Consider the following 15,051-nt stretch of genomic DNA (forward strand, 5'->3'; position numbering starts at 1 on the left):
ATCATCTGCCGCAGCCGCCCGTCCATCTCAGCGATTGAAGCAATGCCTATTTCAGCAGGTCCTTCACCATGGCGGAAGCCTTGGCGAAATCCATCTGGCCGGCATAGCGCTCCTTCAGAACGCTGATGCACTTGCCCATGTCGCGCAGGCCTTGCGCGCTGATTTCGGCAATCACGCCCTTGCAGGCTTCCAGAACCTGGTCGTCGGACATCTGCTCGGGCATGAAGCCGCGGATGATGGTGATTTCCTCGCGCTCCTGCTCGGCCAGTTCCTCGCGGCCGCCTTCGGAATAGATCTTGGCCGATTCCTCGCGCTGCTTGATCATCTTCTGCAGGATCTGCAGAATGTCGTCGTCGCTCACCGGATCCTTGCCGAGGCCACGGTTGGCGATATCGCGATCCTTGATTGCCGTCTGGATCAGACGGACGGTGGACAGCCGGCGGGCTTCCTTCGCCTTCATCGCGTCCTTCATTGCGTTGGAAAGCTTGTCGCGCATCATCTTGTTCTTCTCCTTGGGAAAAGCTGTGTTTGACTTTCAAACCGGCCGCTTTACCCGTGTCTTTCGCGCCGCCGTCATAGACGAGACGGGCAAGAGGATCAATCAGCGCCTTTTGAACCTTGACATCAGAACGGGATAAATCCACCTGACGCAAGGTCGCGCAATTGACCACCTCGACCGCTTCCGTTATTTTCCGGCACCTGCACGAGATTAAAAACCAGAGCCCAAGCGCGAAAACATTTCGCGCGCCCTTTTACCGCGACCATAGATGGCCCTAGTGCCCAGCTGCTTCAAGTGGCCGGGCAACGGGCGGAGACGAACCGACATGACAGAGACAGCACCCTGGACCTCCCGCAAGCCCACGGCCCTCCTCGTCCTCGCCGACGGAACGGTGATCGAGGGACATGGCGTCGGCGCCACCGGCAAGGTAACGGCAGAAGTCTGCTTCAACACGGCGCTCACCGGCTATGAGGAAATCCTGACGGACCCCTCCTATCTCGGCCAGATCGTCACCTTCACCTTCCCGCATATCGGCAATATCGGCACCAACGAAGAAGACATCGAAGACCTGACGCCGGCGGCCCGCCGCGGCGCAGTCGGCGTCATCTTCAAGGCCGACATTACCGAGCCGTCGAATTACCGCGCCTCGCGCCATCTGAACGACTGGCTGTCCTCGCGCGGCATCATCGGCCTCTCCGGCATCGATACGCGCGCACTGACGGCCTGGATTCGCGAGAACGGAGCCCCGAACGCGGTCATCGCCCATGATCCGAACGGTGTCTTCGACATCGAGGCGCTGAAGGCGGAAGCCCGCGCCTGGAGCGGTCTTGTCGGTCTGGACCTTGCCAAGGAAGCGACCTCCGGCCAATCCTCGCAATGGACCGAGACGCCCTGGGTTTGGAACGAAGGCTATGGCGAGACCTCGCCGGAAGATGCCAAGTATCACATCGTCTGCGTCGATTATGGCGTCAAGCGCAACATCCTGCGCCTGTTTGCCGGTCTCGACTGCAAGGTGACGGTGGTTCCGGCTGCAACGTCGGCCGAAGACATCATGGCGCTCAATCCGGATGGCGTCTTCCTGTCGAACGGTCCCGGCGACCCGGCAGCCACGGGCGAGTATGCCGTGCCGGTCATCCGCGAGATCATCAAGACCGACACACCGACCTTCGGCATCTGCCTCGGCCACCAGATGCTGGGCCTCGCGCTCGGTGCGACGACCGAAAAGATGCATCAGGGCCATCACGGCGGCAACCATCCGGTAAAGGACCACACGACCGGCAAGGTGGAAATCGTCTCGATGAACCACGGCTTTGCCGTTTCGTCGAACTCGCTGCCGGCAGGCGTCGAGGAAACCCATGTCTCACTGTTTGACGGCAGCAATTGCGGCCTGCGCCTCACCGACAAGCCGGTGTTTTCCGTGCAGCATCACCCGGAAGCCTCGCCCGGCCCGCAGGACAGCCACTATCTCTTCCGCCGCTTCCTCAACATGGTGCGCGAGAAGAAGGGCGAGCCGGCGCTTGCCGAACGTTGATCCGCTTAAATCCATCATGAAATAGGAAAACGGCCCGCCTCACCCGCGGGCCGTTTTTGTTTCTGTCAATGCTGGTGGCGGCGCACCAGAAACCAGAACCGTACGCAGAGCATGATTGCGGCTGCCGCAAGACCGAGCACGAAGCCCATCCAGATGCCGATGCCCCGCCATTGGAAGACGAAGCCGAACAGCCAGGCGCAGAAGAAGCCGATCGGCCAGTAGGCGATCAGCGCCAGAATCATCGGAATGGTTGTATCCTTATGGCTGCGCAACAGGCCGGCCGCCACCGCCTGCAAGCCGTCGAACATCTGGAAGGCGCCGGCCGCCACGATCAGCGGCACCGCCAGCATCAGCACCTCGCGCGCATCCGGCTGCGTCGTATCGAGAAACAGCCCGCCCAATGCGGCAGGCGCGACAGCAAACAGCAGGCCTCCCATGGCGGAAATCGCCAGACCGATCAGAAGCACGGACAATGCTGCCCGGCGCACGCCAAGCTGATCGCCCCGCCCGTAGGCGACGCCGACACGCACCGTCGCCACCTGGGCAAGCCCGAGCGGGATCATGAAGGCGATGGAAGCCAGTTGCAGCGCAATGCCGTGGGCGGCAAGCTCTGCCTTGCCAAGCAGCCCCATCAGCAGGGAGGCAGCCGTGAACAGCCCGGCCTCCGCCAGGATGGTAAAGCTGATCGGCAGGCCAAGTCCCAGAATTTCGCGAAATGCTGCCCAGTCCGGCCGCCAGAAGCGCACGAAGATTTCGTAGGCGCGGGTTTGCGGACGGTTCTGCACGTAAGCGACCATCAGGCCAAAGCCGACGAGATTGGCGGTGAACGAGGCGATGGCAGCCCCGTTCAGACCGAGCGTCGGCAGGCCGAAATGTCCAAAGATCAGGCCGTAATCGAGAAGCATGTTGAGGAAGAACATGCCAAGCGTCACGTAAAGCAGTACGCTTCCCCGCTCCAGCGCGCCGACGAAGGAGCGCATGACCATCAGCAACAGGGCCGGAAACATGCCCCATTGCAGGATGCGCAGATAGCTCTGGGCCAGCGCCGCAATATCCGGCTCCTGTCCAAGCCGCAGCAGGATCGGTTCGGAAAACCACAGGATCGGCGCCGTCAGCGCGCCATAGGCGATCACCACCCACATGCCCATGCGCACCGATCGACGCGCCCTGACGGCATCGCCGCGCCCGATCGCCTGGGCCACCAGAGGCACGACGGCACTGGCAAAGCCGCTGCCGAAAATGAACACGATGAAGAACACCTGGCTGGACAGCACCACGGCGGCAAGCTCGGTCGTGCCAAGCCAGCCGACCATCACCACGTCGGTGGTGTTGATCGCCATCTGCGCCAGCTGCGCGCCCACAAAGGGAAGCCCAAGGGCCACGGTCGCCCGCACATGCCCGGACCAGGAATTGTCCGAAGCCTGCGCTTCGGGCGCGGCTGAAAGGGTCACCATGTCACCAAACTCCATAACGAAAAAAGCCGCTGCCCCATTTTCGGGCAGACGGCATCAAAACGATCTAGCCACTGCCCGTCCTTGAGGCAAGGCGAATACACCACGCAGCAGAACAATTGTGGCAACCCATCAGAGACCGTGATGGATCGCCGCGTGTCCCGGCACAGTGTCCGCCTCAGGGGCCGCGGCGGTGCTCGGCCTTCAGGAACTCCACGAAGGTCTTGAGCGGCTGCGGCATATGGCGGCGGCTGTTATAATAGAGAAATGGCCCGGAAAAGCTCTGCGTCCAGTCCTCCATCACCGGAACCAGCGCACCGGTCGCAAAACCCGGCGCCAGAAACTCCTCGAAGGTGAAGATGACGCCGAGACCACGGATTGCGAGCGCCACTTCCAGGGCCGTGGTTTCGGCAATCACCCGGGCGGGCGGCAGGATGGTGAACTCGCGCCCCTCCTCTTCGAAACTCCAGGGCAGCACGCGCCCGCTCGCAAACCGGTGCAGGATACAGTGATGCGCCAGCAGATCCCGCGGATGCTTCGGCGCCCCATGTTCGGCAAGATAGGCAGGCGCTGCCGCGCCGACATAGCGCTGTACGCGCGGGCCGATCGGCACGGCGATCATGTCCGCCTGCAAGGCCTCCTCATAACGCACGCCGGCATCGAAGCCTTCGCCGTTAATGTCGATGAGCGCGTCATTGGTGGCAACCTCCAGCGTGATGCCGGGGTAAAGCGCCAGAAACCGTGCGGCGATATCCGGCAGGATCGCATGGGCCACGATGCCCGGCACGTTGAGCCTCAATCGCCCGACCGGCGTGTCGCGCACGCTGTTGATCGCATCGAGCGCCGCCTCGATTTCCAGGAGCCCGGGTTTCAGCCGTTGCAGCAACCGCTCGCCCGCCTCCGTCAGGCTGACGCTGCGGGTGGTGCGGTTGAGCAGGCGTACGCCGAGCCGCGCCTCCAGCCGCCGGAGCGCATCCGACAGCGATGAGGCCGAAACGCCCCGCAGCTTGGCGGCGGAGCGAAAACTCTGGCTCTGCGCAACCGCTGCAAAGGCATCGAGTTCGGCAAGGGGGAGATCAGCCATTGTCCATATTTCCGAACAGGTCGTGCGCGTTGCACCGGATTATCGCACAGCCTCTCTTCAAGTAAAAGACAACCAGCCGATCATTCACGGTACTGAGAAAAGGAATGCGAGATGAAAACACGACAGCTTGGAAAAACCGGTCCGCAGGTGTCCGCCCTTGGCCTTGGCTGCATGGGCATGTCCGACATGTATGGTCCGAGCGACCGCAGCGAAAGCATCGCCACCATTCATGCCGCCATCGATGCGGGCGTCACGCTTCTCGACACCGGCGACTTCTACGGCATGGGCCATAACGAGATGCTGATCGGCGAGGCGCTTTCGGGCGGCCTGCGCGACAAGGTTCAGCTCAGCGTCAAGTTCGGCGCGCAGCGCGGGCCGGATGGCGGCTGGCTCGGCTATGATGCCCGCCCGTCCGCGGTGAAGACCGCCCTCGCCTATACGCTGAAGCGGCTCGGCGTCGACTATATCGATATCTATCGCCCCTCCCGCCTCGACCCGAACGTGCCGATCGAAGACACGATCGGCGCCATCGGCGACATGGTGACGGCGGGCTATGTACGACACATCGGCCTGTCGGAGATGGGAGCAGAGACGATCAGACGCGCCGCCGCCGTCCATCCGATCGTTGACCTGCAGATCGAATATTCGCTGATTTCCCGCAGCCTAGAAGACAAGATCCTGCCGGTGACACGCGAACTCGGCATTGGCATCACGGCTTACGGCGTGCTGTCGCGCGGCCTGATCAGCGGCCACTGGCAAAAGACACGGGATACCCAGGGCCGTGATTTCCGCGCCATGAGCCCCCGCTTCCAGGAGGGCAATATCGACCGGAACCTGGCGCTGGTCGACGCGCTGCGCGCCATTGCCAAGGCACGCGGCGTTTCGGTGGCACAGATCGCTATCGCCTGGGTGGCGCAGCAAGGCGATGACATCGTGCCGCTCGTCGGCGCTCGTCGCCGCGACCGCCTTGCCGAATCGCTTGGTGCGCTTGATCTGGTGCTTACCGGGGAGGATCTCGCCGCCATCGAACAGGCGGTGCCCAAGGATGCCGCCGCCGGTTCGCGCTATGCCGAGGCGCAGATGGCGCATCTCGACAGCGAGCATTGAGCTTTTGGCCTTGAGGCCGCGCTCTGCGCGGCCTCAACCGTCAGCTGCGGGCATAATCATACTGGCCGCCCTTCATCAGCGCCCGCTGGTAGGCGGGACGGGCGCGGATGGCCTCCATGTAGCGGCGCACGCCAGACACATCGCCATGGGCGTCCATGCGCGTCATGCCCGCTTCAACGGGAAAGCTCATGGCGATGTCGGCGGCAGAAAATTCCGCACCGGCAAACCAGCCGCCACGCAATAGCTCGCGGTTCCAGAAGGCCAGATGATCGGCCAGCTGCGGATCGACCAGTTTCTTCTGCACACCCTTGGCAATGAGCGAAGCAACCGGGCGCAGGAAAAGCGGCAACTGGCCCGGCAGCCGCAGGAAGATCAACTTCAAAAGCAGAAGCGGCATGGCGGAGCCCTCCGCGTAATGCAGCCAGTAGCTATAGCGAAGCGCCTCGTCGGTACCGGCCAGCGGTTTCAGATGTTTGCCCGCCCCATAGGTTTCGACGAGATACTCGATGATCGCGCCGCTTTCGGCCACCACGCGGCCATCATCCTCAATCACCGGCGACTTGCCGAGCGGATGCACCGCCTTCAGGCTTTCCGGCGCCCGCATGTCGGCTGCGCGGTGATAGGTCTTGACGGTGTAGTCGAGCCCAAGCTCCTCCAGCAGCCAGAGAATGCGATGGGCACGGGAATTGTCGAGATAGTGCAGGATGATCATCGTGAACCTCGGAATCAGGACTGCTGCGTTGTCAGCACGGCCTCGAACCTATCTCATCCGGCACGGAAATTAAAAAGCAGCCGCGACAGCGGATTGACCGTCCGCCGGATGGTGAGGTGATGGGAAGCGAGCAGCACCGGAGTGAGGATGTCGCACGGCAGGCCGAGGAGATCGATATGCGACGTACCGCGAGCGCAACTTTTGCCGAATAGCTGGCTCAAGACCGCACAAGGCAGGGCAGAACAACCTCCGCCCTCGCCCATTTAGACCGCGCGCAGCAAACCGCCGTTACAGCTGATCGTAGCGTGGTGCAAACGTATCGCACGCCTTTATGTCGCCGCTGACAAAGCCTTTGCGGAACCAGGTCACCCGCTGGGCGGATGTGCCGTGATTGAAGGCATCGGGCACGACATATCCCTGCGAGCGCTTTTGCAACGTATCGTCGCCGATCTGTTGTGCGGCGTTCAACGCCTCCTCCAGATCGCCCGCTTCCAGAATGCCACGTTGCTGTGTTGATTTTCCCCAGACGCCGGCAAAGCAGTCTGCCTGAAGCTCCACCCGCACCGACATGCGGTTGGCATCGACCTCGCTCATCGAACCGCGCATCTGGTTGAACTTCGGCAGCACGCCGGTCAGGTTCTGCACGTGATGACCGACCTCATGGGCAATGACATAGGCTTCGGCGAAATCGCCGGACGCACCGTACTGGCCGGACAGCTGTCGGAAAAAGCCCGTGTCGAGATAGACCTTGCGATCGTTCGGGCAGTAGAAGGGTCCCGTCGCCGAAGACGCCGACCCGCAGGCGGAGCGGACGCCGCCGGAAAACAGCACCATGGTCGGTTCCTCATAGGTCTGCCCGGCTCTCTGGAAGATCCCGTTCCATGTGTCTTCCGTCTCGGCCAGAACAGTGCGCACGAAAGCCGTCATTTCATCATTTTGCGCGGACCGGGGCTCAGCCTGCTGCCGGGTCCCCGAGGATCCGCCGTCCATGCCGATATCCCCACCGGACAGCAAGGTCAGCGGATTGATGCCGAGCATGAAGCAGACGATGACGATGAAGATGAGACCACCGATCCCGATGCCGCCGCCGCGCCCGCCACCGATGGGAATTCGGATCCCCCTCCCGCCCAGGGAACTGCCGCCCGCGCCGCGTTGATCCTCGATATTGTCCGATTGACGACGTCCCCGCCATTGCATGGCTTTGTCCCCTGCCTGTGTCTCTGCCGCCAGAACGCAATGATACGGATGCAGGTTCCTTTGCGCTGCGGACGCAACCGAGGGAGTTTTTGGATATGTCGTGAAACCGCGGCGCGCAGGGCCACCTTAAAATGTCAGACGGCCGATTTATGGAGGCTCACCAGGCTCTCCCGATGTGCCATCCTGCGCCGTTGCGGCGACTTCTGTAGATTTCAAAGATTGGGGGTTCCTTCCGCCTCAACATTTCCCTATAAGCCGCTTCTAGCCTGAAAAAACCATTCTTGTGCCCGACCGGTGATCCACTCATCCGGCCGGTTTTTCGCGCAGGAAAAATAAGCGGAAAGACGATATGCCCAAGCGCCAAGACATCAAGTCCATCCTCATCATTGGCGCGGGGCCAATCGTCATCGGCCAGGCGTGCGAATTCGACTATTCCGGCACACAGGCCGTCAAGGCGCTGAAGGAAGAGGGTTACCGGGTCATCCTGGTCAACTCCAACCCGGCAACGATCATGACCGATCCGGGCCTTGCCGACGCGACCTACGTCGAGCCGATCACCCCGGAAGTCGTTGCCAAGATCATCGCCAAGGAGCGCCCGGACGCGCTTCTGCCGACCATGGGCGGGCAGACGGCGCTCAACACGGCGTTGTCCTTGAAGCGCATGGGCGTTCTCGACCGCTACAATGTCGAGATGATCGGTGCAAAGCCGGCGGCCATCGACATGGCCGAAGACCGCGCCCTCTTCCGCGAAGCCATGGCGCGCATCGGCCTTGAAACGCCGAAATCGATGCTGGCCAATGCCACCGACATCAAGGATACCGACCGCAAGAGCCATGAGGCCGAGCGCGCCAAGCTGCGCGAGACGCTCTCGGGCGCCGAACTCGACAAGGCGCTGGACGAGCTGGAAAACCAGTGGAACCTCGGCGAAACCGACCGCAAGCAGCGTTACATGAGCCATGCCATGGCGGTTGCCGCCCAGGCGCTCGATGTCGTCGGCCTCCCCGCCATCATCCGCCCCTCCTTCACCATGGGCGGCACCGGCGGCGGCATTGCCTACAACCGTTCGGAATTCTTCGAGATCATCGGCTCGGGCCTTGATGCCTCGCCGACCACCGAAGTGCTGATCGAGGAATCGGTGCTCGGCTGGAAGGAGTATGAAATGGAGGTCGTCCGCGACAAGGCGGACAACTGCATCATCATCTGCTCCATCGAGAACATCGATCCGATGGGCGTGCACACCGGCGATTCGATCACCGTGGCCCCGGCGCTGACGCTGACGGACAAGGAATACCAGATGATGCGCAACGCCTCGATTGCGGTGCTGCGCGAGATCGGCGTTGAAACCGGCGGCTCGAACGTGCAGTTCGCCGTCAATCCGGCCGATGGCCGCCTCGTCGTCATCGAAATGAACCCGCGCGTGTCGCGCTCGTCGGCTCTTGCATCGAAGGCCACCGGCTTCCCGATTGCCAAGGTCGCCGCCAAGCTTGCCGTCGGCTATACGCTGGACGAACTGGACAACGACATTACCGGCGGCGCAACGCCCGCCTCGTTCGAACCGTCGATCGACTACGTCGTGACGAAGATCCCGCGCTTTGCCTTCGAAAAATTCCCCGGCGCCGAACCGACCCTGACCACCGCCATGAAGTCGGTCGGCGAAGTCATGGCCATCGGCCGCACCTTTGCCGAATCGCTCCAGAAGGCGCTGCGCGGCCTCGAAACCGGCCTCACCGGCCTCGACGAAATCGAGATCCCCGGCATGGAAGCCGGCGAAGGATCGAAGAACGCGATCCGTGCTGCCATCGGCACGCCGACGCCTGATCGCCTGCGCATGGTGGCCCAGGCCCTGCGTCTCGGCATGTCGGAAGCCGAAGTGCATGAAGGCTGCAAGATCGACCCCTGGTTCATCGCCCAGTTCAAGGCGATCGTCGACATGGAAGCGCGCGTGCGCGAACATGGCCTGCCGACGGATGCGGAAAACTTGCGCGCCCTGAAGGCCATGGGCTTTTCGGATGCCCGTCTCGCCTCGCTCTCCGGCAAGCGCCCGAAGGAAGTGGCCGAACTGCGCAACAGCCTGTCCGTCCGCCCGGTCTTCAAGCGCATCGATACCTGCGCGGCCGAATTCGCCTCGCCGACCGCCTACATGTATTCGACCTACGAGACGCCCTTTGTCGGCGCGCTGCGTTCGGAAGCGGAAATCTCCGACCGCAAGAAGGTCGTCATCCTCGGCGGTGGCCCGAACCGTATCGGCCAGGGCATCGAATTCGATTATTGCTGCTGCCATGCCGCCTTCGCGCTGAAGGATGCCGGCTTTGAAGCGATCATGATCAACTGCAACCCGGAAACCGTGTCCACCGACTACGACACCTCCGACCGCCTCTATTTCGAGCCGCTGACGGCCGAAGACGTGATCGAGATCCTGCGCGCGGAACAGGAAAAGGGCGAAGTGGTGGGCGTCATCGTGCAGTTCGGCGGCCAGACGCCGCTGAAGCTTGCCGAAGCGCTGGAAAAGAACGGCATCCCGATCCTCGGCACCGCGCCTGATATGATCGATCTTGCCGAAGACCGTGACCGCTTCCAGAAGCTTCTGATGAAGCTCGACCTCAACCAGCCGAACAACGGCATCGCCTACTCCGTCGAGCAGGCCCGCCTTGTCGCGTCGGAAATCGGCTTCCCGCTCGTCGTGCGCCCCTCCTATGTTCTGGGTGGCCGCGCCATGCAGATCATCCATTCGGAAGGCCAGCTCCAGAGCTACCTGCTCGATACGGTGCCGGGCCTTGTGCCGGAAGACATCAAGCAGCGCTATCCGAACGACAAGACCGGCCAGATCAACACTCTGCTCGGCAAGAACCCTCTTCTGTTCGACAGCTACCTGACGAATGCCGTGGAAGTGGACGTCGATGCCCTTTGCGACGGCGAAAACGTCTTTGTCTCGGGCATCATGGAGCATATCGAAGAAGCCGGCATCCACTCCGGCGACTCGGCCTGCTCGCTGCCGTCGCGCTCGCTGTCAAAAGAAACGCTGGACGAACTGGAGCGCCAGACGGCGGCCATGGCGCGTGCGCTCAACGTCGGCGGCCTGATGAATGTGCAGTATGCCATCAAGGACGGCGTAATCTACGTGCTCGAAGTCAACCCGCGCGCCTCACGCACGGTGCCCTTCGTCGCAAAGACCATCGGCGCGCCGATTGCCAAGATCGCAGCCCGTATCATGACCGGCGAAAAACTGGATGCGGCAATTGCGGCCTATGGCACAAAGCCCGATCCGCGCAATCTGAAGCACATCGCCGTCAAGGAAGCCGTCTTCCCGTTTGCCCGCTTCCCCGGCGTCGATACGCTGCTGGGTCCTGAAATGCGCTCGACCGGCGAAGTCATCGGCCTCGACAGCAACTTTGCGCTCGCCTTTGCCAAGAGCCAGCTCGGCGCCAGCGTCGAGTTGCCGCGCGATGGAACCGTGTTCGTCTCCGTGCGCGACGAGGACAAGGAACGTGTTCTGCCGGCCATCAAGCTGCTGGTCGAGATCGGCTTCAAGGTTCTGGCCACCGGCGGCACGGCGCGCTTCCTTGCCGAAAAGGGTATCGAGGCGACCAAGATCAACAAGGTTCTGGAGGGACGTCCGCATATCGAGGATGCCATCCGCAACCGCCAGGTTCAGCTCGTCATCAACACGACGGATAGCAACAAGGCGATCTCGGATTCCAAGTCGCTGCGCCGCGCAACGCTGATGCAGAAGGTGCCCTATTACACCACCATGGCCGGCGCCCTTGCCGCGGCAGAAGCCATCCAGGCGCTGAAGAAGGGCCAGCTGGAAGTGCGCCCGCTGCAGAGCTATTTCTGAGGACGTCACGCCTGACAGGCATCTGCAAACAAGCAGCAAATTGACGAAGGGCGGCCCTGGCCGCCCTTCCGCGTTTTCGGGATCTTTTTCCAGCACAACGGCCCGCTTCGCTCGCCTCTATCGGGCCCGTCACGTTGCGTGACGCGGACCTTCGTAATCGGCGGTCGGGATGCGCCGAAGACAAGATAGCTTTACCTCGTCATTGGTCCGCCCGGCTGATCAGCCTTCATGCTGCCTTGCTGAGCGGGTCATGGCCAGCCACCGTCTTGGAGATCGGCTGGCGCACCTGGTGCCACTCGCCGGTAAGCCCCGTGCGATACTGGTAGATGATCTCACCGCCCGAAAAATCGGGTTCGAGAAGAAGGATTGCCGAGTAGTTCTCCGGAATGACCGGTCCGATCCCGGCCTCGGGCGGCCACACGATCTCCGGCCAGCCCTTGAGGTCGATCCGGATCTTCGATCCCGGTCCCATCACGGTTTCGTAGATGAGCGGGCCGGAGACATGCGACGACACGCTGAGGGGCGGGTTGACGGCCTGCGTCACCTCCGAATGCCCCGTCACGAGGCTCTTCGGCGTGTAAACCGTCAGATTGAGCGTATTGATCGGGGCGCCCGGCGCGCCTTCCGAGCGCAGCGGCAAATAGAACAGCCCGACCTTCTGAACACTTTCGATAGCCATGAAACGTCCTCCCGTTTGCGATGATTGATGAATCCGACCATTGATCTCCTTAAAAATCAACCATCGGACGCAAACATAATGTCACCACCTGTATAGGATGCAACCGTAAGATTTCACGGACTTTCAGCAGAAAAAGTAAATATTTGCCGACGACGCCAAGAATACTAGGCTATCCGGCAATATTTTTTGCGGCTACATAAAGTATTCTATCACGCCGCGCAGATCATTCTGAAAGAGCTGCCTTTCCCGCCTCTGGACCTCCCCGTCTTGCAAGCGCAGCAGATAGGAGGGATGGACGGTGACGAGCAACCGGCGGTCTTCGCCGATGCTCATCATCTTTCCGCGCACCTCCGACAGAGGTCGCTTTTCGCCCGTCAGCGAGAAATAGGCACTAGCCCCCATCGCCACGACCAGCTTTGGCTGGACCAGGTCAACCTCCTGGCCCAGCCACCAGCGGCAGGCCTCGATCTCGCCCTGGTTCGGCTTCTGGTGGATACGCCGCTTGCCGCGCGGCTCATATTTGAAGTGCTTGACCGCATTGGTGACATAGAGCGCCTGCCGATCGATACCGATTTCAGACAGAACCCCGTCGAACAGCTTCCCGGCCGGGCCGACGAAGGCCCGACCCGCCAGATCCTCCTGATCGCCCGGCTGCTCGCCAACCACCATGATATCGGCCCGATCCGGCCCTTCCCCGAACACCGTCTGCGTTGCCTTGCAATGCAGCGGGCAGCGCGTACAGCATTCCGCCTGCCGACGAAGCCCGGCAAGCGTGGGCGCCGGCGCATTGAGTGGCAGGTCCGACAGCAAAGCCGTGGCGGCACGCTCGCGCAACCGCGCGTGAAACAGCGGCGGCTGGGAGGCGGCCTTTTCAGCCATCTCCTTCACCTTTTCCTCGGCCTGCGCGATGAGGCCGGGAATGAGCGAGGCTTCCGGCAGGTTTTTCCAGTATTTCTTCGGCATTTCCGCCGTCATCGCCTTCACCTTCAACCGGGCGGGATTGAAGATATTGGCGTAATAGACCCGCCAGAGGTCATCGGCGACATCCTGCCGGTCAAGCTTTTCTGCCGGCTGATCTGATACGACCAGGCCTTCAGCATTGAAGGCAGCCGATCCCTTCGGGGTGGCAATCAGCCAGTCCATGTCGGCAAAGCGGCGGGCAAAGAAGGGGGCCGTGCGCGCCACGATGAAATGATCCGGTTCGAACCAGGCGACGAAAGAGCGGCGCGGCCCCTTCTCTCCCGGCACTTCCTTGAAGCGAACGAAGGCCTTCATCTTGTGGCTGTCGCGGCGCACCGATTTTTCAAGCTTCAGCGCCTCGATCACATCGGCATCGGAAACGATTTCCAGAAGCTGCCGCTCATGGCGCAGTCGAAAGAGCAGGCGGTAAAGCAGCGCAAAGCGCGCCGGCTGCGTGTGACAGACGACCGATTGCGCAAGCGCCAGAAAGGCAGCCGGCACCGCAACGGCCTTCCCCGCTGCCGCAACCGATGGCGCCGGCATCGGCTGCGGTTCACCCGCCCCCTCCAGAAGCGTTGCCTCGCCTGCAAGCCGCCAGTCGACGGCCTGCGGCTCGACATCGGCCTGCAGGAGCGCGCGCGCGGCGTCCCGCCATTCGGTAAAATCGCCGCGCCCTTTCAGGAAGACCGTGCGCATCAGAACAGGGCCAGTTGCTGCGGCTGCGGCGCAAACATGCCGCGCAGATCCGTGCGGTCGATCAGCCGGTGCGGCGTCCAGCCGTCTGCAACGATGAAGGCCTGTACCTTGCGCAGCGACACCGAGAGGCGCCCGAGATCCTCCAGCCGCAACCGCCGCTGCCGGCGCGAAGACAGGATCGCGCGCACCGTCTTCGTGCCGAACCCCGGGACACGCAGCAGCATTTCCTTGGGCGCCTTGTTGACGTCGACGGGAAATTTTTCGCGGTTGCCCAAAGCCCAGGCCAGTTTCGGATCGAGATCGAGATCGAGATTGCCGTCGGGTGCCGAAGCGGTAATTTCGCTAATATCGAACCCGTAGAAACGATAGAGCCAGTCGGCCTGGTACAGCCGATGCTCGCGCATCAGCGGCGGCTTGATCAGCGGCAGTTTCGAAGAGGCGTCCGGGATGGGGCTGAAGGCGGAGTAATAGACACGCTTCAGGCCATAGCTGCCGTAAAGCCGGGCGCTGGTGCCCAATATGGTCGCATCGCTTGCGCCATCGGCCCCGACGATCATCTGCGTGCTCTGGCCGGCGGGCACGAAGGTGCGCCGACGCTTCGTCTGCAGCGTCGGCTCGGACGCCTCCTCGATCTTCAACTGCAGATCGCCCATGGCGCGCCGGATGCCGGCGGGCTTCTTTTCCGGTGCAAACTGGCCAATCCCCTGGTCGGTCGGCAATTCTATATTGATCGACAGCCGGTCCGCATAAAGCCCTGCCTCGGCAATGAGGGCCGGAGAGGCATCGGGAATGGTCTTCAGGTGAATATAGCCGCGGAACTGGTGGGTGGTGCGCAGCTCACGCGCCACCCGCACCATCTCCTCCATGGTGTGATCGGAGGAGCGGATGATGCCGGAGGAGAGAAACAGACCCTCGATATAATTGCGCCGGTAGAATTCGAGCGTCAGCCAGATCACCTCATCGGGCGTGAAGCGCGCCCGCTCGACATTGCTCGACGAGCGATTGATGCAATAGGCGCAGTCGAAGATGCAGAAATTCGTGAGCAGGATCTTGAGGAGCGAAATGCAGCGCCCATCCGGGGCATAGGCATGGCAGATGCCGGACCCTTCGGTCGAACCCAGACCGCCACTGCCGCCCGAATGCCGTTTCGTGGTACCGCTCGAGGCACAGGACGCATCGTATTTGGCAGCGTCGGAGAGAATGGCGAGACGTTCTTTCAGCGACTTCTTCATAAGAATGTTCACTATATGTTCTAATCTCTATCGTCAAGCCGGACTGTGAAAGTCTGCCCCCTGTCAAA

11 protein-coding genes are annotated in these 15,051 nt (G+C 62.0%); 3 read left to right on the top strand and 8 right to left on the bottom strand.

The features are described 5' to 3' along the window. Positions 1–46: 46 nt before the first annotated feature. Entirely contained in the window at positions 47–499 is a 453-nt protein-coding gene (locus ACEXP3_RS05185) for a GatB/YqeY domain-containing protein (protein ID WP_377296312.1), read from the bottom strand. A gap of 325 nt (positions 500–824) precedes the next feature. On the opposite strand from ACEXP3_RS05185, the gene carA reads away from it, so the two are divergent. Then, the gene (gene carA / locus ACEXP3_RS05190) at positions 825–2,030 is read left to right on the top strand and encodes a glutamine-hydrolyzing carbamoyl-phosphate synthase small subunit (RefSeq protein ID WP_377296313.1); all 1,206 of its coding nucleotides are present in this window, start codon (positions 825–827) and stop codon (positions 2,028–2,030) included. Positions 2,031–2,095: 65 nt separating this feature from the next. Here the strand turns inward: carA and ACEXP3_RS05195 are convergent, their stop codons facing one another. Together ACEXP3_RS05195 and ACEXP3_RS05200 are read right to left on the bottom strand one after the other, a co-directional pair. Next, complete coding sequence (locus ACEXP3_RS05195; RefSeq protein ID WP_377296314.1) at positions 2,096–3,484, bottom strand: MATE family efflux transporter; 1,389 nt, start codon at positions 3,482–3,484, stop codon at positions 2,096–2,098. A gap of 175 nt (positions 3,485–3,659) precedes the next feature. After that, entirely contained in the window at positions 3,660–4,565 is a 906-nt protein-coding gene (locus tag ACEXP3_RS05200; RefSeq protein ID WP_377296315.1) for a LysR family transcriptional regulator, read from the bottom strand. 111 nt (positions 4,566–4,676) lie between these two features. Between ACEXP3_RS05200 and ACEXP3_RS05205 the strand changes: the two genes are divergently transcribed. Then, on the top strand, positions 4,677–5,672 hold the full coding sequence (locus ACEXP3_RS05205) for an aldo/keto reductase (RefSeq protein WP_377296316.1): 996 nt from the start codon (positions 4,677–4,679) through the stop codon (positions 5,670–5,672). A gap of 40 nt (positions 5,673–5,712) precedes the next feature. Here ACEXP3_RS05205 and ACEXP3_RS05210 read toward each other — a convergent pair whose 3' ends face one another. Both ACEXP3_RS05210 and ypfJ read right to left on the bottom strand, forming a co-directional pair. Then, a complete protein-coding gene (locus tag ACEXP3_RS05210) occupies positions 5,713–6,384 on the bottom strand; it encodes a glutathione S-transferase family protein (RefSeq protein WP_377296317.1) in 672 nt (223 codons plus the stop codon). Between the two features lie 288 nt (positions 6,385–6,672). Then, a complete protein-coding gene (ypfJ, locus tag ACEXP3_RS05215) occupies positions 6,673–7,581 on the bottom strand; it encodes a KPN_02809 family neutral zinc metallopeptidase (protein ID WP_377296318.1) in 909 nt (302 codons plus the stop codon). Between the two features lie 349 nt (positions 7,582–7,930). On the opposite strand from ypfJ, the gene carB reads away from it, so the two are divergent. Then, complete coding sequence (gene carB, locus ACEXP3_RS05220; RefSeq protein WP_377296319.1) at positions 7,931–11,416, top strand: carbamoyl-phosphate synthase large subunit; 3,486 nt, start codon at positions 7,931–7,933, stop codon at positions 11,414–11,416. A 226-nt stretch (positions 11,417–11,642) separates the two neighbouring features. Here the strand turns inward: carB and ACEXP3_RS05225 are convergent, their stop codons facing one another. The 3 genes from ACEXP3_RS05225 to ACEXP3_RS05235 form a co-directional block, all read right to left on the bottom strand. After that, on the bottom strand, positions 11,643–12,095 hold the full coding sequence (locus ACEXP3_RS05225; RefSeq protein ID WP_210104477.1) for a DUF1842 domain-containing protein: 453 nt from the start codon (positions 12,093–12,095) through the stop codon (positions 11,643–11,645). A gap of 192 nt (positions 12,096–12,287) precedes the next feature. Next, on the bottom strand, positions 12,288–13,751 hold the full coding sequence (locus ACEXP3_RS05230) for a UdgX family uracil-DNA binding protein (RefSeq protein ID WP_377296321.1): 1,464 nt from the start codon (positions 13,749–13,751) through the stop codon (positions 12,288–12,290). Beyond that, complete coding sequence (locus ACEXP3_RS05235; RefSeq protein ID WP_377296594.1) at positions 13,751–14,983, bottom strand: putative DNA modification/repair radical SAM protein; 1,233 nt, start codon at positions 14,981–14,983, stop codon at positions 13,751–13,753. Before ACEXP3_RS05235 ends, ACEXP3_RS05230 begins: the two co-directional genes overlap by 1 nt. Positions 14,984–15,051: the final 68 nt, after the last annotated feature.

The organism is Neorhizobium fuzhouense, assembly GCF_042611105.1.
Classification (GTDB): domain Bacteria; phylum Pseudomonadota; class Alphaproteobacteria; order Rhizobiales; family Rhizobiaceae; genus Neorhizobium; species Neorhizobium galegae_A.